The organism is Campylobacter sp. GB48 (assembly GCF_049221845.1).
In the GTDB taxonomy this organism is placed as follows: Bacteria; Campylobacterota; Campylobacteria; order Campylobacterales; family Campylobacteraceae; genus Campylobacter_D; species Campylobacter_D lari_C.
In genome coordinates this window covers 187,322-208,805 of record NZ_JBMJAR010000001.1, presented here as the reverse complement: position 1 = coordinate 208,805, position 21,484 = coordinate 187,322, and the positions used below count along the sequence as shown (strand labels likewise).

At 30.3% G+C, this 21,484-nt stretch carries 22 protein-coding genes; 13 read left to right on the top strand and 9 right to left on the bottom strand.

Translation table 11 applies throughout. The features are described from left to right. Window positions 1-23: 23 nt before the first annotated feature. Together ACOTVC_RS01030 and mqnF are read right to left on the bottom strand one after the other, a co-directional pair. A complete protein-coding gene (locus ACOTVC_RS01030; protein WP_421627451.1) occupies window positions 24-3,341 on the bottom strand; it encodes a S8 family serine peptidase in 3,318 nt (1,105 codons plus the stop codon). A gap of 95 nt (window positions 3,342-3,436) precedes the next feature. Next, on the bottom strand, window positions 3,437-4,657 hold the full coding sequence (mqnF, locus tag ACOTVC_RS01025; RefSeq protein ID WP_214115899.1) for an aminofutalosine deaminase family hydrolase: 1,221 nt from the start codon (window positions 4,655-4,657) through the stop codon (window positions 3,437-3,439). Window positions 4,658-4,746: 89 nt separating this feature from the next. Between mqnF and aroQ the strand changes: the two genes are divergently transcribed. The 11 genes from aroQ to mnmA are packed head-to-tail and all read left to right on the top strand — an operon-like array spanning window position 4,747 to window position 13,548. Continuing rightward, window positions 4,747-5,229 carry a type II 3-dehydroquinate dehydratase gene (gene aroQ, locus ACOTVC_RS01020; RefSeq protein WP_087690793.1) on the top strand — a complete coding sequence of 161 codons (483 nt, stop codon included), beginning with the start codon at window positions 4,747-4,749 and terminating at the stop codon, window positions 5,227-5,229. Further along, on the top strand, window positions 5,226-6,251 hold the full coding sequence (locus ACOTVC_RS01015; protein ID WP_214115897.1) for a M24 family metallopeptidase: 1,026 nt from the start codon (window positions 5,226-5,228) through the stop codon (window positions 6,249-6,251). The genes aroQ and ACOTVC_RS01015 overlap by 4 nt, the downstream gene beginning before the upstream one ends. 1 nt (window position 6,252) lies before the next feature. Beyond that, window positions 6,253-6,726: a 2-amino-4-hydroxy-6-hydroxymethyldihydropteridine diphosphokinase gene (folK, locus tag ACOTVC_RS01010; RefSeq protein WP_039640714.1), complete on the top strand. Its 474-nt coding sequence runs from the start codon at window positions 6,253-6,255 to the stop codon at window positions 6,724-6,726. 8 nt (window positions 6,727-6,734) lie between these two features. Further along, window positions 6,735-8,117, top strand: coding sequence for a flagellar biosynthesis protein FlhF (gene flhF, locus ACOTVC_RS01005; RefSeq protein ID WP_039667960.1), 1,383 nt, complete (start codon window positions 6,735-6,737; stop codon window positions 8,115-8,117). Next, complete coding sequence (gene flhG / locus ACOTVC_RS01000; protein ID WP_421627449.1) at window positions 8,110-8,973, top strand: flagella biosynthesis ATPase FlhG; 864 nt, start codon at window positions 8,110-8,112, stop codon at window positions 8,971-8,973. The genes flhF and flhG overlap by 8 nt, the downstream gene beginning before the upstream one ends. A gap of 14 nt (window positions 8,974-8,987) precedes the next feature. Next, window positions 8,988-9,344 carry a hypothetical protein gene (locus tag ACOTVC_RS00995; protein ID WP_039617428.1) on the top strand — a complete coding sequence of 119 codons (357 nt, stop codon included), beginning with the start codon at window positions 8,988-8,990 and terminating at the stop codon, window positions 9,342-9,344. Continuing rightward, window positions 9,331-10,017, top strand: a complete 687-nt coding sequence (locus ACOTVC_RS00990; RefSeq protein WP_039627867.1) for an RNA polymerase sigma factor FliA — start codon at window positions 9,331-9,333, stop codon at window positions 10,015-10,017. Before ACOTVC_RS00995 ends, ACOTVC_RS00990 begins: the two co-directional genes overlap by 14 nt. Beyond that, window positions 10,017-11,108 (top strand): flagellar motor switch protein FliM, encoded by a 1,092-nt coding sequence (gene fliM, locus ACOTVC_RS00985; protein WP_039617431.1) that lies wholly within the window; start codon window positions 10,017-10,019, stop codon window positions 11,106-11,108. Before ACOTVC_RS00990 ends, fliM begins: the two co-directional genes overlap by 1 nt. Continuing rightward, window positions 11,098-11,937 (top strand): flagellar motor switch protein FliY, encoded by an 840-nt coding sequence (gene fliY / locus ACOTVC_RS00980; protein WP_039617433.1) that lies wholly within the window; start codon window positions 11,098-11,100, stop codon window positions 11,935-11,937. Before fliM ends, fliY begins: the two co-directional genes overlap by 11 nt. Next, complete coding sequence (locus tag ACOTVC_RS00975; protein ID WP_039627868.1) at window positions 11,934-12,569, top strand: TIGR00730 family Rossman fold protein; 636 nt, start codon at window positions 11,934-11,936, stop codon at window positions 12,567-12,569. Before fliY ends, ACOTVC_RS00975 begins: the two co-directional genes overlap by 4 nt. Further along, window positions 12,532-13,548: a tRNA 2-thiouridine(34) synthase MnmA gene (gene mnmA / locus ACOTVC_RS00970; protein WP_421627446.1), complete on the top strand. Its 1,017-nt coding sequence runs from the start codon at window positions 12,532-12,534 to the stop codon at window positions 13,546-13,548. Before ACOTVC_RS00975 ends, mnmA begins: the two co-directional genes overlap by 38 nt. Window positions 13,549-13,659: 111 nt before the next feature. On the opposite strand, the gene ACOTVC_RS00965 is transcribed toward mnmA, so the two are convergent. The 6 genes from ACOTVC_RS00965 to ACOTVC_RS00940 are packed head-to-tail and all read right to left on the bottom strand — an operon-like array spanning window position 13,660 to window position 18,697. Beyond that, the gene (locus tag ACOTVC_RS00965) at window positions 13,660-14,367 is read right to left on the bottom strand and encodes a restriction endonuclease (RefSeq protein WP_126340636.1); all 708 of its coding nucleotides are present in this window, start codon (window positions 14,365-14,367) and stop codon (window positions 13,660-13,662) included. Next, window positions 14,360-15,022 (bottom strand): DNA methyltransferase, encoded by a 663-nt coding sequence (locus tag ACOTVC_RS00960; protein ID WP_066007378.1) that lies wholly within the window; start codon window positions 15,020-15,022, stop codon window positions 14,360-14,362. Before ACOTVC_RS00960 ends, ACOTVC_RS00965 begins: the two co-directional genes overlap by 8 nt. Before the next feature lie 49 nt (window positions 15,023-15,071). Further along, entirely contained in the window at window positions 15,072-15,563 is a 492-nt protein-coding gene (locus ACOTVC_RS00955; protein ID WP_087685115.1) for a phosphatidylglycerophosphatase A, read from the bottom strand. Window positions 15,564-15,565: 2 nt separating this feature from the next. After that, entirely contained in the window at window positions 15,566-16,732 is a 1,167-nt protein-coding gene (locus ACOTVC_RS00950) for an ATP sulfurylase (sulfate adenylyltransferase) (protein ID WP_039627873.1), read from the bottom strand. Continuing rightward, on the bottom strand, window positions 16,710-17,585 hold the full coding sequence (locus ACOTVC_RS00945; RefSeq protein ID WP_039640733.1) for a response regulator transcription factor: 876 nt from the start codon (window positions 17,583-17,585) through the stop codon (window positions 16,710-16,712). The genes ACOTVC_RS00950 and ACOTVC_RS00945 overlap by 23 nt, the downstream gene beginning before the upstream one ends. Beyond that, a complete protein-coding gene (locus tag ACOTVC_RS00940; RefSeq protein WP_039640736.1) occupies window positions 17,582-18,697 on the bottom strand; it encodes a bifunctional 2-C-methyl-D-erythritol 4-phosphate cytidylyltransferase/2-C-methyl-D-erythritol 2,4-cyclodiphosphate synthase in 1,116 nt (371 codons plus the stop codon). Before ACOTVC_RS00940 ends, ACOTVC_RS00945 begins: the two co-directional genes overlap by 4 nt. Window positions 18,698-18,804: 107 nt before the next feature. On the opposite strand from ACOTVC_RS00940, the gene ACOTVC_RS00935 reads away from it, so the two are divergent. Beyond that, window positions 18,805-19,908 carry an Mrp/NBP35 family ATP-binding protein gene (locus ACOTVC_RS00935; RefSeq protein ID WP_039640738.1) on the top strand — a complete coding sequence of 368 codons (1,104 nt, stop codon included), beginning with the start codon at window positions 18,805-18,807 and terminating at the stop codon, window positions 19,906-19,908. Between the two features lie 10 nt (window positions 19,909-19,918). Continuing rightward, window positions 19,919-21,082, top strand: a complete 1,164-nt coding sequence (locus ACOTVC_RS00930) for a 2,3,4,5-tetrahydropyridine-2-carboxylate N-succinyltransferase (protein ID WP_039640741.1) — start codon at window positions 19,919-19,921, stop codon at window positions 21,080-21,082. A 10-nt stretch (window positions 21,083-21,092) separates the two neighbouring features. Here the strand turns inward: ACOTVC_RS00930 and ACOTVC_RS00925 are convergent, their stop codons facing one another. Next, window positions 21,093-21,464: an Mbeg1-like protein gene (locus ACOTVC_RS00925; RefSeq protein WP_421627443.1), complete on the bottom strand. Its 372-nt coding sequence runs from the start codon at window positions 21,462-21,464 to the stop codon at window positions 21,093-21,095. Window positions 21,465-21,484: the final 20 nt, after the last annotated feature.

The following is a 21,484-nucleotide window of genomic DNA, read 5'->3' as shown; positions in this document are numbered from 1 at the left end:
CTTTTCCTTTTTAAGTTGTTTAATCAAAAATTAAATCCAAAATTTGACACCAAATTAACATTATACTGATTTTTATAAATTTCATTTAATAATTTTATATCAAAAAAGAATGTTTTATTTGGTTTGAAATTTAGTCCAAGGTTAATGTTGAGTAAGTTAGTATCTAAATCATAGTATTGTTTAAATTTTTGATTTTTAAAATCAATAAAATTTGCATTATTGCTTATCTTTTTTCCTGTTAATCTTTTTTCATACAATATAGAACCTATTATAGTATTTTTATTTTCATCTAAATTTGGTAATACATAAGAAGAAGTAATCCCTAAAACTAAAGATGTGCTGTTGTGTTTTATGCTATCGTAAGATTTTGAAAAAATTCCACTGCTTTCACTAAATGCATTTTGTTGAAAATAATTGTAATTAAAATATACCAAAGGAGTTAAATTTAAATTTTTATTATAACTAAATTCTTTTGCTACACCTAATTGGGTAGAAGTTATCAATCCATTATATGTTCCTTTTAAAGTATCTGAATTTAGTATATATCTTTGCATGTTGCTTGAGTATAATCCTATGCCAATACCGCTTAAAATTTTAAAATTTTCTAAATTCAAAATATAATTGCTTGATAAATTTGCGTTTTTTGTTTTGATATTAGATGTTGAAAAATCAACATTAGAATATGAAGTATTTAAATGCGTTGCGAACATTGAAGAATTATTTTCTTTTCCTACGCTAAGATTGAGTCCATAGGAGCTTCCATGAAAATCATTACCATATATTTTTTTAAAACTAGGTCCCATTTGGAAGATATATGTTTGATTATCATAAAAATTAAAATTAGTTACATCACTTTGATATAATAAATTTGTCGGATAAGTATTACTAGCTAATCTAACATCCTCCATAGGTGTATTTATGAAAGTTGGATTAAGAGTTGAGAGCATGTTATTTTGTCCGAAATTACTGTAGGTGTTTAATAATTGGATTGAATTGGATAAATAATCATTTGATTCCAAGCTTTTTAGACTACTTTGAACGATTTTTTTATCTGCATTATCTAGTAAAATAAAATAATTTTTATAGTTTTCATTTAAGTTATCCATCATTCTAATGCTTCTTAATGCTTGTCCTATGGTGCTATTTTGAGTAGTATATGCATTGTTTTTTATAATAGGCTTGACTATTATTTGAGAGTTATCATGTTCAGGTTTTGGTTCAGGTTTTGGTTCAGGTTTTGGTTCAGGTTTTGGTTCAGGTTTTGGTTCAGGTTTTGGTTCAGGTTTTGGTTCAGGTTTTGGTTCAGGCGCGGGCTTATTAATACTAACTTTATCTTCATCCAATACAGCAACAAAATCAATACTATTGTTTCCTGATATTTCAACTTTTTCAAAGTCATTTATATTATTTTTTAACCCAGCTAAATTTATAGTAATTATATTGCCACTAGTGTAAAACATAGGTAATGGTATGTATTGTAATTTGCCACCTTCTATTTGATAAGAATTTGCTATAAGTTTAGAATTACCATTATTTCCAAAATCAAGCTGCAAAATAGCATTGTGTTTTTGGTTATATAGACCTTCTACAATTAAATCGCTTAAGTCTTGATTTCCAGGCCTCACAATTCCTTGATTGTATAAATTATTTTTTATTAAACCATTTCCGCTAAATTTACCATTAGTTAAAACTTTAACCTCTCCACTTATAATTCCTTTATTATTTTGTGTTTTTATCAGGGAAAGCTCGCCCTCTTTTACTATAGTTTTACCAAGATAAGTATTTTCTCCACTTAAAATTAATCTCCCTTGGCCATCTTTGATAAATCCAATATTTAAATTTTGTATTTCATCTTTTGGAGAATTTAAAGCATCGAGCCTATGTAAACTATCATCCCATTTTTTTTGAGATATATCATTGCTAAAAGTCGCGTTATATCCTTGAGTATTTATAGTATAGTATACCTCTTTTTCGCCGTAAGTATCGGCAATATCTTGCAAATTTAATCTATTTGCATCTAAAATTCCTATACCATTTATGGCTTTTTCTATATCTAGAATGCCTTGTCCTAGGATTTGTTCTTTTTTGAGAGTTTGTATCCCTTTATAGTCTTCATTAGCATTTTGCATAAGTGGGTATTTGTCAATTAGATTGTTTAGTATCTTATCTGCTTCAAAACCCCAATATCCAGCATCTATTAAATCTTGTTTTATTTTATTTTTACCATCAGGAATAGGTGTATCTATATAAATAATGGTATAATAAGATTGCTTTTTTCCATTAGAAGTATTAAGAAGTTGAGTTTCTTTTACTGTTAGTTTTGGAGCTTTATAGTCTTTATTTGCAGTACTTAATAAAACATCAGCTATTTGTTTTCCGTTTAAAAAAGGGAATTTTTCCGAAACCAAAGCAGCGGCTCCACTTACCATAGGAGTTGCCATAGAAGTACCACTCATTTTAACATATAAATTTTTATCAGGTCTTCCAAAAATAGGTTGTATATTATAAGCAGAATTAACTGAATTAACAAAACTTCCAGGCGCTACTAAAGAAAAATTTTCAACCCCCCTTAATCCATTGCTATATGGCGCTATAGCTTTAGAAGATAATATAAGTTTTCCGTTTTCATCTTTTGTAATTTTAGAAGAATCAACAGCGCCTATACTAAGCCACGATCTTAAGCTTTCATCATAATAAGGAAGAGTAGCGTTAAAGCCAGGAGATATTATACCTTCATTTCCAGATGCAAATAGTATTAGAATGTTTTTTTCTTTTGCTAGCTTCATAATCCCATCAAGCGGTTTATTGTTATTTGCTAAATTTAAAAAATAATTAGAATTTTGATTTTTAAGATCTGATACATACCATCCGAGTTGACTCATTCCTATTATTGGATACAATTGCGTATTCCAGCTATTATTAATTATTTTTATTTCTTTATCTTTAAAATAATCATAAATATTATAAGGGATTATTTTTTGACTTCCATTGTTATGACCAAAAACTTGTAGCCCATACATTTTAGCATTATAGGCAACTCCATATGGTTCTTTGTTATTTTTAAAATTCCCAAGTATAATTCCTGCAACATGCGATCCATGAGTATCTACTGTTAGATCTGGGATATAAGGTCTATTGTTATTTAGTTTGGAATATTGTTGGTCTATGATTTGCCCTTGTAAACTAGGATGATTTGCATTGAAAGCAGAATCTATAATACCTACATTTATTTTATTTCCTGTGATGTTAAGATCATGTGCCTTATGAGCATTGATAAGTTCAAAATCATTTAAAGCTAAAATTTGAGTTATAAAAACGAATATTAGTAAATATTTTTTCATATGACTTTCTTAAAATTTTTATTAAAGATTCTTGTGGTTTTTAAAGTATAACAGAAATATTTTAATTTTGATTGGAAATTCTCATTTTTAGATATTTATATTATTTCCTTTCCTTCTATAAAAAGTTTTAACACTTCTTTGCTTTGTAAGATAAATTGCAAAGGAAGTTGTTTTAAATTTATGCTATTTGGTAAAGAAAAAAGACTAAAATCAGCTATTTTGCCTTTTTGAATTTGGCCTAGGTTTAAATTTAAGGCTTTTGCAGCTTTGTTTGTTGCCATTGAAAGTAATATTTTAGCAAAATTTTCTAACTCAAAATCATCATGTATAAGTAAATTTGCTCTCATTTCATCAAGTATACTTAAAGAAGTATTTGAACTCAAACCATCAGTTCCTAGATGGATATTAACACCATTTTTTAAAGCAGATTTTAATTTAAAAGTATTTTTACTCAAAAGTCTGTTTGAAAAAGCACAATGTGTTATTGAGTGTAAATTTTTATCTAGCAAATCCCATTCTTTAAAATACACACAATGTGTAAATAAAGTTCTTTGGCCTTTAAAAAGTTCTAAAAAGCTTTGTGGGGTGTAAAATGGCATAGGATTTTTGCTAAATTTAGCCAAGCTCTTTTTAAAACCACCTTTTTTAAACCTTAGCCAGTTGTTTTCATGATTGCTTTCAAGAAAATGTGTGCTTAGCAAATGATCGTTTTCTCTAGCAAGTTTTATAGCAAATTTGGCAAGCTCTGGGTGGGTTGAGTAGGGTGCATGTACTGAAATAGCAGGGATAAATTTAGAAGTTTTAAAATGCATGCTTTTTTCATAATGAGTTAAAAATTCCTCTTTTTTAGCTTGGATAAAATTTTCATTTGAACCTAAAATTTCATTGAAAAATACCACTCTAGCTTGTGAATTGACACAAGGAGTTAAATCGCTCCCAAAACTTGAAATTTCACCTATGGTAGCAGTGCCACTTTTTAGCATTTTATGGATATTTTGCGAGATTAATTTTTCTTTGGCTTTTTCGTTTAATTGCTCGCGATTATTAAAAACACTTTCAAGCCATTTTAAAAAGTCTCCAAAGACTAAATTTCCATTATTTGCACTAAATTCTAAATGTGTGTGTGGATTGATAAAAGCAGGTAAAAGTAAGGTATCTTTTGGAGTTGATATAAGCTTAGCTTGTGGGTAGGATTTTTGTAAATTTTCTAAACTATCAATTTCTAAAATATTATCATCAAAAAGAACTGCTTTGTTTTCTAAAATATTAAAATCATCATCGCAAGTTAAGATGATTTTAGGTGCTATTATAAACATTTTACCTCCTTTAAAAAGGGAAATTGTAGCTAAAATTTAGCTTTAAAATGCTATAATGTAGTAAATTTTACTAAAATAAAGGTTAGATTATGAAAGTTATGGTGATACAAGGACCAAACATCAATATGCTTGGTGTGAGAGAAACTCATGTTTATGGCAATATGAAAATGGAAGATATCCATGAGCAAATGAAACAAGCTGCAAAACAAGCTAATGTAGAGATTGAGTTTTTTCAAAGCAATTTTGAAGGTGAGTTAGTTGATAAAATTCAAGAGTGCTTAGGTAGTGTAGATGGAGTGATTATTAATGCAGCTGCTTATGCACACACTTCTATAGCAATCCGCGATGCGATCGCAGCGATTAATATGCCTGTGATTGAAGTGCATATTAGCAATACTTATAGAAGAGAAGAATTCAGACAAAAAAGCATGATAGCACCAGTTTGCGCAGGTAGTGTGGTAGGTTTTGGTCCTTTTGGTTATCATATGGCTTTAATGGGACTTTTCCAAATTTTTGATCAAATCAATGCATATAAAGCAGCTCAAGCAAAAGCACAACAAGCAAATCAATGAATTTTATCTTAAAAAACGAAAATGCACTTTTTTATGAGTGTGGCTATTCTTGCGATAATGCTTTGTTTTTAAAACTTGAAGATAAAGCTTTTTTTATCACTGATGCAAGATATAGCTTTGAAGCTAGCGAAATGATAAAAAATGCTAAGGTGGTTTTAGCACAAGATCTTTTTGCTAGTGCTAGAGAGCTTTTAGAAAAAGCAGAAATTGATAGGATGAGTTTTGACCCAAAAGACTTTAGTTATTTTGAATTTAAAGAACTTAGTAAAAGTGCAAATATCGTTTTTGAAGAAAAATTAGACTTAAGTAAAAACAAACGCATTATAAAAAATGCTAAAGAATTACAACTTTTGCAAAAGGCTGTAAATTTTGGTAAAGAATGTTTTGAAGAATTTGCTAATTTTATCAGCCAAGAAGGTTATGGAAAAAGTGAAAAAGAATTACATTTTAAAGCATGTGAAATTTTTCAAAAAAAAGGCGCTTTAGGACTTTCTTTTTCACCTATTGTAGCTATTAACGAAAATGCGGCTAAGGCACACGCTTTACCTAGTGATAAATGTTTAGAATACGGAGATTTGTTATTAGTTGATGCGGGTGTGGTTTATCAAAGGTATTGTTCTGATCGTACAAGAACGGCTTGTTTTGATGAAAATGGCATAGTATTTGATAAAAATAAGCCAAATTTTAAAGATAAAGAAATTATGCAAATTTATGAAGTGGTCAAGCAAGCCCAGCTTCAAGCTATTGAAAAAGCACGCGTTGGTATGATGGCAAGGGAGCTTGATTTTATCGCAAGAGAAGTGATTAAAAACGCAGGTTTTGAAAAAGAATTTATTCACAGCTTAGGGCATGGAGTGGGGCTTGATATACATGAGTTACCAAACATTAGTCCAAGAAGTGATTATGAGTTAAAAGAAGGTATGGTATTTACCATTGAACCTGGAATTTATATCAAAGATAAACTTGGTATTAGGATAGAAGATATGGTCTATCTTGATAAAGAAAAGGCAGTGGTGTTATAATTTGCTGATTAAAGGAGCTAGAAGGTTAGAAAAAATTCGTTTTTTTCCTTTTTATTCAAATGCAGATAAAAAAGGAAAATACATAGCCATTATAGGACTTGGAAGTAATATAGAAGATGAAAAAAAACGCTTTCGGAGTTTATTTAGGCTTTTAATGCAAGATAAACGCTTGCAAATATTGCAAACATCACCATTTTTGATTAATAAAGCTTTTGGCTTTGAAGAGCAAAAAGACTTTACTAATGCAGTGATGGTTGTAAGTACAAGTTTACATGCAAGAGCACTTTTAAAAGTTTTGTTTTTTTATGAGTTTAAATTCAAAAGAAAAAGAACTTTTAAAAATGCTCCTAGAACGCTTGATTTGGATTTGTTGTATTTTTCAAAAAAAGCGCGTAAAGATGAGTATTGCACAGTGCCTCATGTGGGGGTAAATGATAGAATTAGCGTAACTTTGCCTTTGGGCTTGTTAAGATAAGGAAAAATATGGGACAATTGATTCATACTTTTACAGTTGAAAGCACAGATGAGATTATACCTAAGGTTAAGCAAGATTATGGCGATAAAGCTTTGATAGTGACTAATAAGCAAATTCGTCCAAAAACCATCAATCAAAAGCCTTTGTATGAGGTTATAGTAGCGATTGAAGAAGCTGATTATGAAGAGCATTTAAAACAAAATAATTTACCTATGCCACCAAAGAAAAAACCAAATACAGCAAGTTTTCCTGAGGCTAAAATTCAAGCTCCAAAACTTGAAGATGAAAAAAAAGAAGAAGATGTAGTGCTTGATTTTTCTTCAAAAGCTAAGCAAAAACCTATCAATCCTTACTTAAATACAAGCAAAAAAGATGATAATTTTTTAAATTTAAAAAACAAACTTTCTCAAGTTAGTTCAGAAATTAGCAAGGTTTCAAACTATCAAGATTTTTCTATGCCAAATCCAAATTATGATAAAAAAATTGAAGCCTTTGAAAAGCAAATGAACAAGCTTAATGATAAAATGAATTTACTTGTGGATATGATGTGGGATGATAAGGCAGATTTACGCAAAGAATTAGCTATACCACCTGAGTTTGCAAGTATTTATAAGCAAGCTAAGGCAAGTGGCATGCAAGAAGCGCATTTAGAAGCGATTATGAAAGCGACTATTGAAAATATGCCAAGCACTATGAAAGCAAATCAAGAAGCAGTGCAAAGGTATTTTTACTCACTTTTGCGTAATATGCTTCCATGTCGTTTAGAAAGTGAAATTAAAAAGCAAAAAATCATGATGTTAGTAGGCCCAACAGGAGTGGGTAAAACTACTACTTTAGCTAAACTTGCTTTTCGCTATGCTTATGGAGATAGACGCTATAAAACCGGTATTATAACTCTTGATACGTATAGAATAGGCGCAGTAGAGCAACTTTTTCAATATGCTAAGATGATGAAACTTCCTATTATTGATAGCATAGAGCCAAATGACTTAGATGATGCGATTAGAAGTTTAAATACTTGTGAGGTTATTTTAGTAGATACAACTGGAAATTCACAGTATGATAAAGCAAAACTTGAAAAAACAAAAGAATTTTTATCGCATTCTAATGCACAAATTGATGTGAATTTAGTGCTTTCAGCAAATACAAAATATGAAGATTTATTAGAAACTTATAATAATTTTTCATTTTTAAATATAGACACTTTAATCATTACAAAATTTGATGAAACAAAAGTATTTGGAAATGTGTTTTCTTTGCTTTATGAAACTAGCACTCCGATGAGCTTTTTTTCCATAGGTCAAGAAGTGCCTGATGATATAGAAGTAGCTAATAGTGACTTTTTAGTGCGTTGTGTGTTAGAAGGTTTTAGAAGGGATGAAAATGAGTAATCAAGCAGAAAAATTAAAAGATCTAGTAAAAAATGAAAACTCAAATGTAAAACATACTCATTTTATCGCAGTTACTAGCGGTAAAGGTGGGGTTGGAAAAAGTACTTTTAGTGCAAATTTGGGCAACATCCTAGCTAAAAATGGTTATAAAGTAGGGCTTTTTGATGCAGATATAGGACTTGCAAATTTAGATGTGATTTTAAATGTGCGTGTAGAAAAAAACCTTTTACATGTTTTAAAGGGTGAATGCTCGCTAGAAGATATTTTAATAGAAGTAAAGCCAAATTTGTGGCTTATCCCAGGTGAAAGCGGCGATGAAATTTTAAAATATAATGATAAAAACATTTATGAGAGATTTTTAAATCAAACAAGTATTTTAGATGATTTAGACTTTTTAATCATTGATACAGGAGCAGGTATAGGTGGTAATATAGGAAATTTCTTAGAAATGTCTGATGAGGTTATTGTCATCACTGTGCCTGATCCTGCTGCGATTACTGATGCTTATGCTACTATAAAAACCACTTCAAAAACTAAAGAGAATTTATTAATGGTGTTTAATGTTGTTAAAAATGAAAATGAGGCTTTGAGAATTTTTGATAACATTAAAAAAGTAGCAGATATTAACATTAAGCATAATTTAAATTTAGAATTTTTAGGATTTTTAGGTCAAAGTAAAGATATTAGTTCTAGTATTAAAAAAAGAACTTTATTTAGTGATGATGACACTAGTGCAAGTGATGAGCTAAAAACCATAGCTTCTAAGCTTTTATATAGGTTGGAACAAAAAGTGCTTAATAATGTGGGAGATAAAAGCATTATGAGTTTTTTCAAAAAGCTTTTGGATCGTTTTTAGATTGAGGGAAAAAGATGAGACCAGAGAATTTTGTTGCTTTTTTTACTGTTTGTGGTTTTTTTATAGGATTAATGTTTACCATAGTTAATATAGAAGATGCAGTAGAGATAGTTGTATATACTTGTTTGATTACTTTTGTATTTTATGTGTTAATCCATATAGTAATTATGATCTTTGTAGATGTTAATAAAATTAGCGGTAGAAGCTTTAATAAAGAAAAATATGAAAATGAAAATAATAGTTTTATAGCAGAATTAGCCGCAAGAGAAAAGAAAATGGATTACTTGCTTGAAAAACTTCAAGAAGAGCGCGAAGACCTTAAAAAGCTTGAAAGCTCTTCAAAAAGAAAAGTAAAACATGCAGCCGCATAATGCCTATGCTTCTACGCTAAAAAAAGAACAAGATGACTTAGTCATCTCTTATATGCCAGCATTAAGAGCTATGGCTTTTAGGCTTAAAGAGCGTTTGCCTGCTAGTATTGATGTAAATGATTTAATTAGTATTGGCGTAGAAGAGATGATCAAACTCTCACGCCGTTATGATAAAGAACAAAATGATAATTTTTGGGGTTTTGCAAGAAAAAGAGTTAATGGGGCTATGCTTGATTATCTAAGAAGCCTTGATGTAATGAGTAGAAGCAATAGAAAAATCATCAAAGATATTGATGCTATCATAGATGAGTTTTATCAAGAAAATGAAAAAGAACCTGATGATGAGTATTTAGCACAAAGACTTAATTTAGAAGTAGAAAAGGTAAAAGAAGCAAGAGCAGCTCATGCTATATCGCTTGTTATGCCTTTGGATGAACAGCTAAATTGCTTTAATGATAGCAATATCATAGAGCAAATAGAAAAAGAAGAATTAATAGAAAAAATCAACGCAGTTTTGGAAGAATTCAAAGAAAGAGAAAAGCTTGTAATACAGCTTTATTATTATGAAGAATTAAATTTAAAAGAAATCGCAGAGATTTTAGAGATTAGCGAGTCAAGAATTTCACAAATTCATAAGCGTTTGCTTAAGAAGATTAGAGAAAGGCTAGTTTAATGGCTGAGATACTTTCCCAAGAAGAAATTGATGCTCTTTTAGAAGTTGTTGATGATGATAGCGATGAGAGTACAGCTACATCAAAACTAGAAGAAATAGAAGATAAAAGAGATATAGTAGTATATGATTTTAAGCGTCCAAATAGGGTTTCTAAAGAACAGCTTCGTTCTATCAAAGGGATTCATGATAAATTAGCAAGAAATCTTGCTTCACAAATTTCATCTATGATGAGAAGTATAGTTGAGATTAAACTACATTCAGTGGATCAAATGACTTATGGTGAGTTTTTGATGTCTTTACCTTCGCCAACAAGTTTTAATGTTTTTTCGATTAAACCTTTAGATGGAAACTGTGTTTTAGAGATTAATCCAAGTATCGCTTTCCCTATGATAGATAGACTTTTAGGTGGTCAAGGGGAGAGTTTTGACACCTTAAGAGAGCTTACAGAAATCGAGCTTAATTTGCTTGATTCTATTTTGCGTATTATTATGCAAAGGCTTAAAGAAAGCTGGATGAATGTTACAGAAATTTATCCAAGCGTAGAAGCAAAAGAATCAAGCCCAAATGTTGTGCAAATTGTTTCACAAAATGAGATTGTTATCATGGTGGTAATGGAGATTATCATCGGAAATTCAAGTGGTATGGTAAATATTTGCTATCCTGTTGTGCATTTGGAAAGTATTTTGAGCCGTTTGGCAAATCGTGATATTATGATGGGTGAAACTTCGGCTAAAAAATCAAGAAATAAAGAGCTTAAAACCTTGATCGGTCGTGCTGAGGTAATTTATGAAGCTATGCTTGGTAAAACTTTTATCAATGTAAATGAATTTTTAGATTTAAAACAAGGGGATATTTTAAAGCTTGATAGAAGTGCAGATGATAAAGCTATAGTAGCTATTGATAAAAAAGAAGTATTTTTAGCTCAAGTGGGACTTCATAGATTTAGAAAGTCAATTAAAATCTTAGAACTTATCAAAACTGATAAAGATGAGATTAAAGAAATGCTTGAAAAATATGAAGATGAAAGAAGAGCAAAAGCAAATTCGTATGATGATAATGAAGAACTAGAAGAGGAAGACGATGATCAATGATTTTTTAGGCATATTCGTCAATGAATGTGTAAGTACAATAGAAGGTTTAACAGGAAAAAGTGCTGAATTCAGCGAGTATTATGAATATGATGTAAATTCTCAAGATTCTATGACTCCACCATTAGTTAGCGCTACTTTTAGCGTTAATAATGAAATGAAAATCAAAATCCTAGCCAGTGCGGTTTTAATGAGTGCAATTGGTGAGTGGATGATGGGAGAAGAAGAAATCTCCAAAAACAGTGAGCTAAATGAAGATGAAATGGATGCAGCCAAAGAAGCTATACAAAATATCATCTCAGCATTTTCTACAACTTTAGGTGCACAAAAAGAAATTCCAAAAATGGAGTTTAGTCTAGAAAATTGTGAATTTGTTGCAGATAGCTTAGAACTTGGTGGTTTTCATAAGCTATATTTATACAATGTAAAAATAGCTGATTTAGAAGAAAAAATTTCTTTAGTTTTTGATGAGAAAATTTATAAGATTTTAACCAAAACTGACTTAGAAGAAATCGTAGCAACAAATGAAGATCATACGCAAGATCATAAGGCCTTGGCTAATGTAGAAGAGCTAAGAAATATCGGTTTGATCATGGATGTGCGTTTGCCTATAAGAGTGCGTATAGGTAGTAAAAAAATGCTTTTAAAAGATGTTTTAACTATGGATATAGGTTCGGTTATCGAGCTTGATCAATTAGCAAATGATCCTTTAGAAATTTTAATAGGGGATAAAAAAATTGCTTATGGGGAAGTGGTTATCGTAGATGGAAACTTTGGAGTGCAAATTACTGAGATAGGCTCTAAAAAAGAAAGATTAGAACAACTAAGATGAAAGAATATATCATTGAAGATATTGCTTATCTTAAAGAATTAGAAAAAATTCAAAAAGGCATAACCTTTTTTGGTTCTGCGCGTTTAAAAGAAGATAATGAGTATTGTATTTTGGCTTCAAAATTAGCTCAAAAGTTAGCAGATTTTGGTTATAGTATCATCAGTGGCGGTGGCGGTGGTATTATGCAAGCTGCTAATTATGGAGCTATGCAAAGTCAAACTTCACACTTAAAATCTTTTGGATTTAATATACATTTACCATTTGAGCAAAAAGCAAATGACTTTTTAGAGTATAATATCACTTTTAAGAGCTTAGCCATTCGCAAAATGGCTCTTATTCAAAAGAGTCTAGCTTTTGTGATTTTCCCAGGCGGCTTTGGAACATTAGATGAATTTTTTGAAATTCTTACTCTTAAACAACTTAGTTTTAAAAAAGATGTTCCTATTATTTTAGTTGGGCAAAAATTTTGGCAACCTCTTGATGAATTTATCAAAACTTCTTTACTAGGACTTGGAACTATATCTAAAAATGATGAGTTAAAGTATAGTATAAGTGATGATTTAGATGAAATTATAAGAATGATAAAGGAAAAAGATGAAAATTCTTGTTGCGATGAGTGGGGGTGTGGATAGTACTGTAACTGCTTATAAATTAAAACAAGCAGGACATGAGATCATAGGTTGTTATATGAAGCTTCATGGAAAAGCTAATTATCATGAAGAAAATATACAAAAAGTTGAAAAAGTTGCTAAATTTTTAGACATTAAATATCATATTTTAGACTTACAAGAAGACTTTAAAAATCAAGTTTATATGCCTTTTGTTAATACCTACAAAGAAGGCAAAACGCCAAATCCTTGTGCTTTGTGTAATCGCTTTATCAAGCTTGGCAAGCTTTTGGAATTTGCTAAGAGTTTGGGTTGTGAAAAATTAGCCACAGGTCATTATGCAAGGATAGAAAATGGTTTGATTAAAACTGCGGTTGATGAGAGTAAGGATCAAAGCTATTTTTTAGCAAATGCAGATAAAGAGGCTTTGGGATATTTGATTTTCCCTCTTGGAGAGATGAAAAAAGAAGATGTGAAAAAATTTGCTTCTACAATCGATGTTTTAAAATCTTTTGCAACACAAAAGGAAAGTTCTGAGATTTGTTTTGTGGAAGATACTTATGTGCAAGTTTTAGATCAGTTTATGGATACTAAAATTCCAGGTATTGTAAGAGATAGTAGCGGTAAAGAAGTAGGAAAACACGAAGGTTATATGCATTATACCATAGGTAAAAGAAGAGGTTTTGAGGTGCGTGGGGCTCATGAGCCACATTTTGTATTAAAAATTGATCCTAAAAAAAATGAAATCATAGTAGGTAAAAAAGAAGAGCTTAGGATAAGTGAATTTAAGCTTGATAATATTAATTTATTTATCGATGCTAAAGAATTAGATTGCGAAGTAAAAATACGCTATAGATCAAGATCAACCCCGTGTAAAGTTTTGATTAATGAAGATAAGAGTGCAAAAATCATCTTACAAGAGCCTGTTTATGGACTTGCTAGCGGGCAAATGGCAGTATTTTATGATAAAGATTTAGTGCTTGCAAGTGGATTTATAAATTAACACCAAAGAGATTACTCTAAATCTCTGTCAAAAGAAGAGAGTTTTTTAATATTAATATAAGCCTATTTTATTGTATTTGTTTAATAAAAAAAAGAAAATAAGTAGTTTTAGCTACTTATTTTCTGAAGCAACTATTATTTGATTTATTTTTTCCAAAACTTCTGGTATTTTTAAAAGCTCTTCAATGAAATAATTGAAATTTTCTTCCATGTCATTTTTTCGAATATTTATAATTTCTTGATAATCAATATTTAGCAATTGACAGAGCTCTCTGCCGGTCATAATATGTTCTAAATCAAATTCATTTTTCATTCCTTCTCGAATAATTTCTTTGTTGTTTTGATTAAAACAACAAACATAATAATCTGTAGAAAATGGTATTTTTGCTCCAAATTTTTCAGAAAATGTTACAAGATTAGTTTTTTCACCTTTCACTTTTTTTGTATCAAATGTATCCCCATCTTTTAATTCTATTATCTTGCACAATCTATAATCACTAACGATAAAAATTATCATATCTGGTTCAATACCTTTTATCACATGTTTATAATCTTGTGTTTTTTTTAAAATTTTTTTAGTACAAAGAAAGGTTCCTTGATTTATCTCGCTTCTTGTAACTTTTTCAATAAATATGTCTATATTATCAATTGTAGAACATCTATTAATCAATAATTTTTCCAACTCATTACCATTAGAGATTACACAAGCTTGAACTCTTGAAAGAAGTTGTCCTAGCGCATCATTTCCGACAGCTCTTGTGTATCCAGATACTCCACTTTTTTGAACATTTCGTCCTTGTTGATTTGATATTTTACTCATATAAGTCTCCAAATTTTAAATCACATCCTAGAAATTTTCGATTGGTTTCTTCGCAAGCTCTTAAAACAGAGTAGCCTCCGCTAGCAGGATCAACAACAATATCTTCTTCTTGTGTCGTTGCTAAGATTAGTTGTTTTTGAAGCTCTACCGGCTTTGAGTGTGTATGAATTTTGTTATTTATCTTTTCACCCCAAACATCTGGAATATTATGAATATTCCAAGTGGTTTTAGCTTTTCTTGGACTTTTTTGAATTATAATTAGATATTCACATCTTCTTCTAGAGCGGTATCCCATACCAATTTTTTGTTTGTCCCAAGTTATCATATCTACTATTTCAATAGATTTAAAATTGCCTATCCAATCTTTACATTCGAACAAATGAAATTTATCTACCCATAGAAATAAATATCCATTAGGTTTTAAAATTTTTTCTATTTGGTTAATAAAAGTTAATATAATTTCTTTTGTCATTTGAGGTAGTTCGGAACGTTCCCTACCTCTACTTTTTCCTTCATTGCCATAAGAAAGTTTGTCTAAAACACCTCTATATTGTGGGTCAAAAAAAACCACTTTTATACTTTCTTTGTCAATTAATTTTAATAATTTTAAGCCATTCATTTTATTTTTTTTATTCATAATAGCTTTGTATGACATTAATGATTTTCCTTTAATTTTTTAAATAAATACAATAGCATTTGTGGAGTTAAAATATCTCCATAATGCTTATATCAAACCATAAAAGATCAAATTTAAGTAAAATTCCATAAATCACAGCACTAAATAATCCTGCGAAAATTCCTGCTAAAACATCATCTAGCATTACACCTAAACCGCCTTTGGTTTTTTTGTCAATTTTACCTATGATAGAAGGTTTTGTGATATCAAAAAATCTAAACAAAACAAAAGAAAGTAAAAAAGTAAAAACACTTTGTCCGCAAATTGCCAAAGCTAAAAACACCCCAACAACCTCATCTATAACGATGTGTTTATCATCGTGTTTGCCTGTTTGTTTTTCATACTGATCGATGATTTTTATAGAGATTAAAAAAAGTAAAATAGCAAGTAAGATTAAAGTTTCTACGCCTAAATACCTTAAAATAAAAAAAGCAGGGATTAGCGCTGCTATCGTGCCAAAAGTTCCTGGAGCTTTATTAACACTACCTGAATAAAAAAAAGTTAAAAATAGTTTTTGCATGATTACACCATATATGACATTTGATGAAGTTTTATAAGTTGCTCATAAAATTCTTTATCGCTTCGATATTCTAAAATACCATGCGTAGGGAAAAGATTGCTATAGATATTTTGTTTATTATGAAAGCGATTTGGAAAAAGCTCAGATAAAATCAAAGCCGAAATTTCTCTTCTTATAAAAACTGCTGGTGGAATGATACCAAGTCTGAGTAAATTTTTTAAAGAATCGCCATGGTATTTCATATGATGATGAGCTCCATGCGGGCATGATTTGGTGCTTACTATCATTTTGCATTCATCGCAAAATACAAATTCAGGAAGTATGGTTACTTCTATATTATAATCTTTTGCAAAGTCATCAAGTACAGTAAAGGCTCTGTTTTGATTAAAATACATTCCAAGTCCTGCATGATTTTGTCCTACAAAAAGCTTATTGCAGTCAAAACTTTTAGCCAAAGCACATTCAAGAACTGGATTTAAATGTGAGGCAAAAATTTTGATATTATGCAAAGGTATGAGTAAAACCCTAGAAGATGGTAAGTAATTTTGAGCAAAAACATCAAAACAACGCTTTTTGAGTTTTAAACTTAAACCATTATTCTCATAAGATTCTATAAGGAAAATAATCACTAGATCAGATTGCTCTATAGCCCATCTTAAAATTCTCTCATGCGCCCTATGAAAAGGATCAAAGCTTGAAACAATAGCGGTAATATTAGAAGGGTTTAATCTTTTTTTGATTTTTTCAAAATCTTCTTTAATAGCTTTGATATGGTTATGATAAATTTCAAATTCCCCACTAATGCAAGTTTTTCCAAAATCTTGGATTAAACAAGCATTAGGTCTAAAAATATCATTGCTGTTTTTATCATTTTCAAATTTACTTTCTAAAATGATATGTCCTATGATTTTATCATTGCAGATAAAGTCTATTTTATCGCCAACTTTTGCATTTTTTAAAACTGTATTATTCTCTTCAGTGCTAGCGGGTGCAAAGGTTAGAGTATAAGGAATTTTTTGATTATGAATCATTCCAGTGGCTAGGAATTCATCTCTTTCTTTTTGGTTCATTAATTTAGTAAAAGAACCAAAAATTCCTTCTTTGATAAAGCATAAAACCTCGTATTCTTCCTCTGAGATTATAATGCTATTTTTTCTTTGTAATGCCATATTTTTTCCTTTTTTCCCATAAAGACTTTCTTGAAATTCCTAACTTTTTAGATAAATCCGTATCAGGAAAGACGTTTTGATAACTAATGATAATGTGTTTAACATAATCATCAATAGTTAAAATCCCATTGCTTTCAAAGCTTTTTTCATCTTCGCCTAGCTCTAAAATTTGAAAATCATTATGTTCAATATTCGCACTTGTATGTATAATAACAGCTTTTTTTAAAGCAAGATTTAACATCTTTTCTTTTTCCAAAGGTTTTAAGGTTTGAAAATTGACTAAATAATATAAAGAATTATCCTTAAAAATCTTATCTAAATTTTGTTGGTGTGAAAGATCTATGTATATATTTGCGATATTGTGTTCATTGGTATAATTAAATACAAAATGATCAGCAAAAATTTGATTATTAGTTTTTAAAATCAAAGGCAATTTAAATTTTTTATAATCAAAAGTTGGTAGTTTTGCTGTTTCAAATTTATGTTTTAAATAAGATTGATAAGTATGATTTAATATGCTTATTTTTTTAAATTCTTGAAAATGCTTTATTTTACGCATTAATTCTTCTATCATGAAAGGCTTTTGTATATAATCACTCGCACCAGCTTTTAATGGTGCTAAAACAGTATCTGAGCTTATGTAAGATATAAGTAAAATAATGATTTTATGCTTAAAAATTTCTATAATATGTTCAAAATTAGCCATGCTAGTAGAAAGCAAAATAACCTCATAATCATGATGAGCAAGTTCATTAACATTTGCGATAATATCACAATCATAACCTATAGAATTAAGCTTTGAGCCTATACTTTGGGCTAAATAAAATTCATTTTCTACTATTAAAACTTTCATAATTTCATCCAATCAAAATATTTTAAATTTACACTTGCTAAAACCGCAATTCCTTCTTTTCTTCCTACAAATCCTAGATGTTCTGTGGTGGTGGCTTTGATATTGATTTTATTTGGTGTGGTTTTTAATGTTTTAGCGATATTAAAAGCAATAGCTTCTTTAAAATCTTTCATTTTAGGTGTTTGAGCTATGATAGTAATATCAGCATTTACAAGCTCAAAACCATAATTTTGCACCAAAGTATAAGCATTTTGCAATAAAAGCATAGAATCAGCATTTTTATACTGCATATCATTATCTGGGAAAAGTTCGCCAATATCTCCAAGCCCTGCTGCACCCAAAAGCGCATCAATTAGCGCATGAGCTAGCACGTCTCCATCAGAATGAGCTTTTAAACCCATATTTTCATGCACTTTTACCCCACCTAAAAGCAAAGCTCTTTGCTCTCCAAATTCATGCACATCAAAACCATTTCCATTAAAAATATCCCAAGATGGTTTTGGTAAATTTAAGCTTTTTAAATCTTCTTTAAAGGTAATTTTTTTAGCTAACTCATCACCTTGTACATACCAAATTTTACCACCAATAGCTTGTATGGCTGTGCTATCATCGGTGAAATTTGAGCTTTGCTCTAAAGCTTTTTTTAGCATACTTGTGCGTGAAAGTTGAGGGGTTTGTATGAGTTTGATTTTATCTCTATCAATAGCTTCTTGAGCATAAATTGTAGTATCGCTTACTTTTAAAACAGGTGTAATACAATCAGCTTTGTCATGATTTTCTATGATGTTATTAAAAAGATTTTTAGAAATCAAAACTCTTGCAACATCACTAACCAAAACATATTCACTCTCAACCATGCTTAAAGCATTGAGTAAAGATTGTGCTCTAGTTGCACCACCTTGGACAAATTTATATTCAGGGGCAAATTTTTTCATATAAGAAATATTACCAGAAGTAACAACTATTTGTTTAAAAGGATAAAAAGAACTTAAATTTTTAGTAGCATAAAGCCATAAAGGTTGTTCGCCTAGTCGTAAAAACTGCTTTTTTACCGGAGCATTAAATCTTGATGATTCTCCCGCAGATAGCATAATCAAGGAAATATCTAACATTTGTTACACCTTAATTTCTTATTAATGTTACGATATTATACACCATAAAAGCCAAAATTTATATTTATGTTAGTAGAATTAATCATTTTAAATAATAAGGAGAAAAATTGAAGGAAAAAATCGAAGAAAGATTAAAACAAGTTATATATCCAGGTTTTAAAAAAGATATAGTTAGTTTTGGTTTTGTAAAAAAAATTGAATCAAATGAAAATCAAGCACATATTGTAGTTGAAATCGTTTCAGCTAATGCTCAAATCGCACAAGAGCTTAGACTAAACATCGCAAATGCTTTAAAAGATTTAAATTTAGAGCTTAATTTAGAAATCATTCAACCAAAAATTCCTGAAGAAAAAAGCAATTCAAGAAGTGGTAAAAATATCGCTCCACAAATTAAAAATTTCCTTATGATTTCAAGTGGTAAAGGTGGGGTAGGTAAAAGTACTACAACTTTAAATTTAGCGATTTCTTTGGCTAAAATGGGTAAAAGAGTAGGACTTTTAGACGCAGATATTTATGGGCCAAATATACCAAGAATGCTAGGTGAGAGTAAAAGTAAGCCTGAAATTGTAGGTCAAAAAATTCGTCCTATTTTATCTCATGGAGTTTATATGATGAGTATGGGCGTGCTAATAGAAGAAGGTAAAGGTTTGATGTGGCGTGGTTCTATGATCATGAAAGCGATTGAGCAACTTTTAGCTGATGTACTTTGGCCTGAGCTTGATGTATTATTGCTTGATATGCCTCCAGGAACCGGTGATGCGCAAATTACCTTAGCTCAAAGCGTGCCAGTGAGTGCAGGTGTGTGTGTAAGTACTCCTCAAGTAGTATCTTTAGATGATAGCAAAAGAGCGCTAGATATGTTTGAAAAATTACACATTCCTGTTGCAGGTATTATAGAAAATATGAGTGGCTTTTTATGCCCTGATAATGGCAAAGAATATGATATCTTTGGTAAAGGCACTACAGAAGAAATGGCAAAAGCTTATAAATGTGATGTTTTAGCTCAAATTCCTATCGAAATGAGTGTAAGAGAGGGTGGAGATAGCGGTAAGCCTGTAAGTTTTTATATGCCTGAGAGTGTAAGTTCAAAAAGATATTTACAAGCTGCTGAAAAAATTTGGGAATTTATAGAAAAAGTTAATCAAGAAGGTAAAGTAGATAATTCAGCTATTCAACCTGTAATGAATGGCAAAAGTGCGTGCTCGCAATAAGGAGGAAAATATGTCAATAGAAAGTAAAGAAGAATTTTTAAATTTAATCAAGCAAATCGAACAAAGGATTAATTATAAAAAGCCTAAAGCTTTTGCTATAGCAAGACTTGATCTAAGTCAAGTTGATCCTAGTAAAAAACTTCAAGCTAATTTTGGTGTGATTAATTTTGAGCAAAATTATGCTGCTGCAGCTGTTATGTTTGAAGCTTTTTTTAGAAGAGGGGTTGATGTTGATTTTAATGAAAGTGAGTTTGTGGCTACTTTGATTAAAGAAGATTTGGATTTTGCACTTGAATGCTTTGCACCATTTTTGCAAGAGCAAGGTCATAAAAATATAGAAGCAATCAAAGCAGCAAAGGAAAATTTTAGAGAAAATGCTTTTTCTTTTGTTTGTATTTTTGAAGATGAAGCACCAAAAAGCTTAGAAAGTGTGTATTTAAAACTTTATTTGCTTTCCAATAAAAAAGTACCTTTAAGAAGTTTAAATTTAACAGGTGCTTTTGGGATTTTACCAAATGTTGCATGGAGTGATAATAAGCCTATTGATTTAGACTTTTTAAGAGAAAATGAGATTGATTTAAAAATGAGTGGAAGATATCCAAGGATTGATTATGTAGATAAATTTCCAAGATTTTTAGCTCATGTTATTCCTGAGGATAATACTAGAATTTTAGAAAGTTCTAAAGTAAGAATGGGTGCGGTTTTAGCTGCAGGCACTACTATAATGCCAGGGGCTGCTTATGTGAATTTTAATGCAGGTACAACCGGTGCTTGTATGGTAGAAGGACGCATTAGTTCTTCAGCTGTTGTGGGTGAAGGTAGCGATGTAGGAGGTGGTGCTTCTATACTTGGTGTTTTAAGTGGTACAAGTGGTAATGCTATTAGCATCGGTAAAGCTTGTCTTTTAGGTGCAAATTCGGTTACGGGAATTCCTTTAGGGGATAATTGTATCGTTGATGCAGGCATTGCTGTTTTAGAAGGGACTAAATTTGCTTTAAAAAATAAAGAAGAACTTCAAAAAATCAATCCTGATTTTAAATTTGATAAAGATATATACAAAGGTTTAGAATTAGCAGGGCTAAATGGCTTGCATTTTAGACAAGATTCTCAAAGTGGAGTGATGATAGTTGCTTTGAATAAAAAGGCTGTAAAACTTAATGAAGATTTGCATTAATTCTTAGCCCTTATGGGTTAAGAATTTTAAATAATTCATGCAGTTTATAAATACACACGCTAGGGTGATGTTTAATACTTCCTATATGTAGTAAAATCTCTTTGCTATCTTTTTTATAAAGTTTTTGCACAAAATTAAAATTCCACCATTTGTAAGTTTTGAAATTTAAATTATGGGTGGTATTTATATGAAAATTTATATAAGAATGATTTTGAAAGTTTTGGTTTAAACCAGGTGCTTGAAAGGCATAGACTTCTTTTATCGTGCTAGGAAAGGTTCTTGTAAAAGCTTGAGCTAGATACCCTCCTAAAGAATGCCCTATGATGATGAGATTTTTATCAATGGTGTATTTTTGCTTGAGTTGATTGTAAAAATATTGCATGGATTGAATTTGGCCTTTTG

Coding starts and splice junctions, on each gene's coding strand:
- ACOTVC_RS00950 (WP_039627873.1), bottom strand. CDS start 16,732: ATGGCATTACAAAGAAAAAATAGCATTATAATCTCAGAGGAAGAATAC.
- ACOTVC_RS00955 (WP_087685115.1), bottom strand. CDS start 15,563: ATGCAAAAACTATTTTTAACTTTTTTTTATTCAGGTAGTGTTAATAAA.
- mnmA (WP_421627446.1), top strand. CDS start 12,532: ATGAAAATTCTTGTTGCGATGAGTGGGGGTGTGGATAGTACTGTAACT.
- mqnF (WP_214115899.1), bottom strand. CDS start 4,657: ATGTTTATAATAGCACCTAAAATCATCTTAACTTGCGATGATGATTTT.
- ACOTVC_RS00965 (WP_126340636.1), bottom strand. CDS start 14,367: ATGAGTAAAATATCAAATCAACAAGGACGAAATGTTCAAAAAAGTGGA.
- ACOTVC_RS00960 (WP_066007378.1), bottom strand. CDS start 15,022: ATGTCATACAAAGCTATTATGAATAAAAAAAATAAAATGAATGGCTTA.
- ACOTVC_RS00940 (WP_039640736.1), bottom strand. CDS start 18,697: ATGTTAGATATTTCCTTGATTATGCTATCTGCGGGAGAATCATCAAGA.
- ACOTVC_RS00930 (WP_039640741.1), top strand. CDS start 19,919: ATGTCAATAGAAAGTAAAGAAGAATTTTTAAATTTAATCAAGCAAATC.
- ACOTVC_RS00995 (WP_039617428.1), top strand. CDS start 8,988: ATGAGACCAGAGAATTTTGTTGCTTTTTTTACTGTTTGTGGTTTTTTT.
- ACOTVC_RS00925 (WP_421627443.1), bottom strand. CDS start 21,464: ATGCAATATTTTTACAATCAACTCAAGCAAAAATACACCATTGATAAA.
- fliM (WP_039617431.1), top strand. CDS start 10,017: ATGGCTGAGATACTTTCCCAAGAAGAAATTGATGCTCTTTTAGAAGTT.
- flhF (WP_039667960.1), top strand. CDS start 6,735: ATGGGACAATTGATTCATACTTTTACAGTTGAAAGCACAGATGAGATT.
- aroQ (WP_087690793.1), top strand. CDS start 4,747: ATGAAAGTTATGGTGATACAAGGACCAAACATCAATATGCTTGGTGTG.
- ACOTVC_RS00945 (WP_039640733.1), bottom strand. CDS start 17,585: ATGAAAGTTTTAATAGTAGAAAATGAATTTTATTTAGCCCAAAGTATA.
- ACOTVC_RS00975 (WP_039627868.1), top strand. CDS start 11,934: ATGAAAGAATATATCATTGAAGATATTGCTTATCTTAAAGAATTAGAA.
- ACOTVC_RS00990 (WP_039627867.1), top strand. CDS start 9,331: ATGCAGCCGCATAATGCCTATGCTTCTACGCTAAAAAAAGAACAAGAT.
- ACOTVC_RS01030 (WP_421627451.1), bottom strand. CDS start 3,341: ATGAAAAAATATTTACTAATATTCGTTTTTATAACTCAAATTTTAGCT.
- flhG (WP_421627449.1), top strand. CDS start 8,110: ATGAGTAATCAAGCAGAAAAATTAAAAGATCTAGTAAAAAATGAAAAC.
- ACOTVC_RS01015 (WP_214115897.1), top strand. CDS start 5,226: ATGAATTTTATCTTAAAAAACGAAAATGCACTTTTTTATGAGTGTGGC.
- fliY (WP_039617433.1), top strand. CDS start 11,098: ATGATCAATGATTTTTTAGGCATATTCGTCAATGAATGTGTAAGTACA.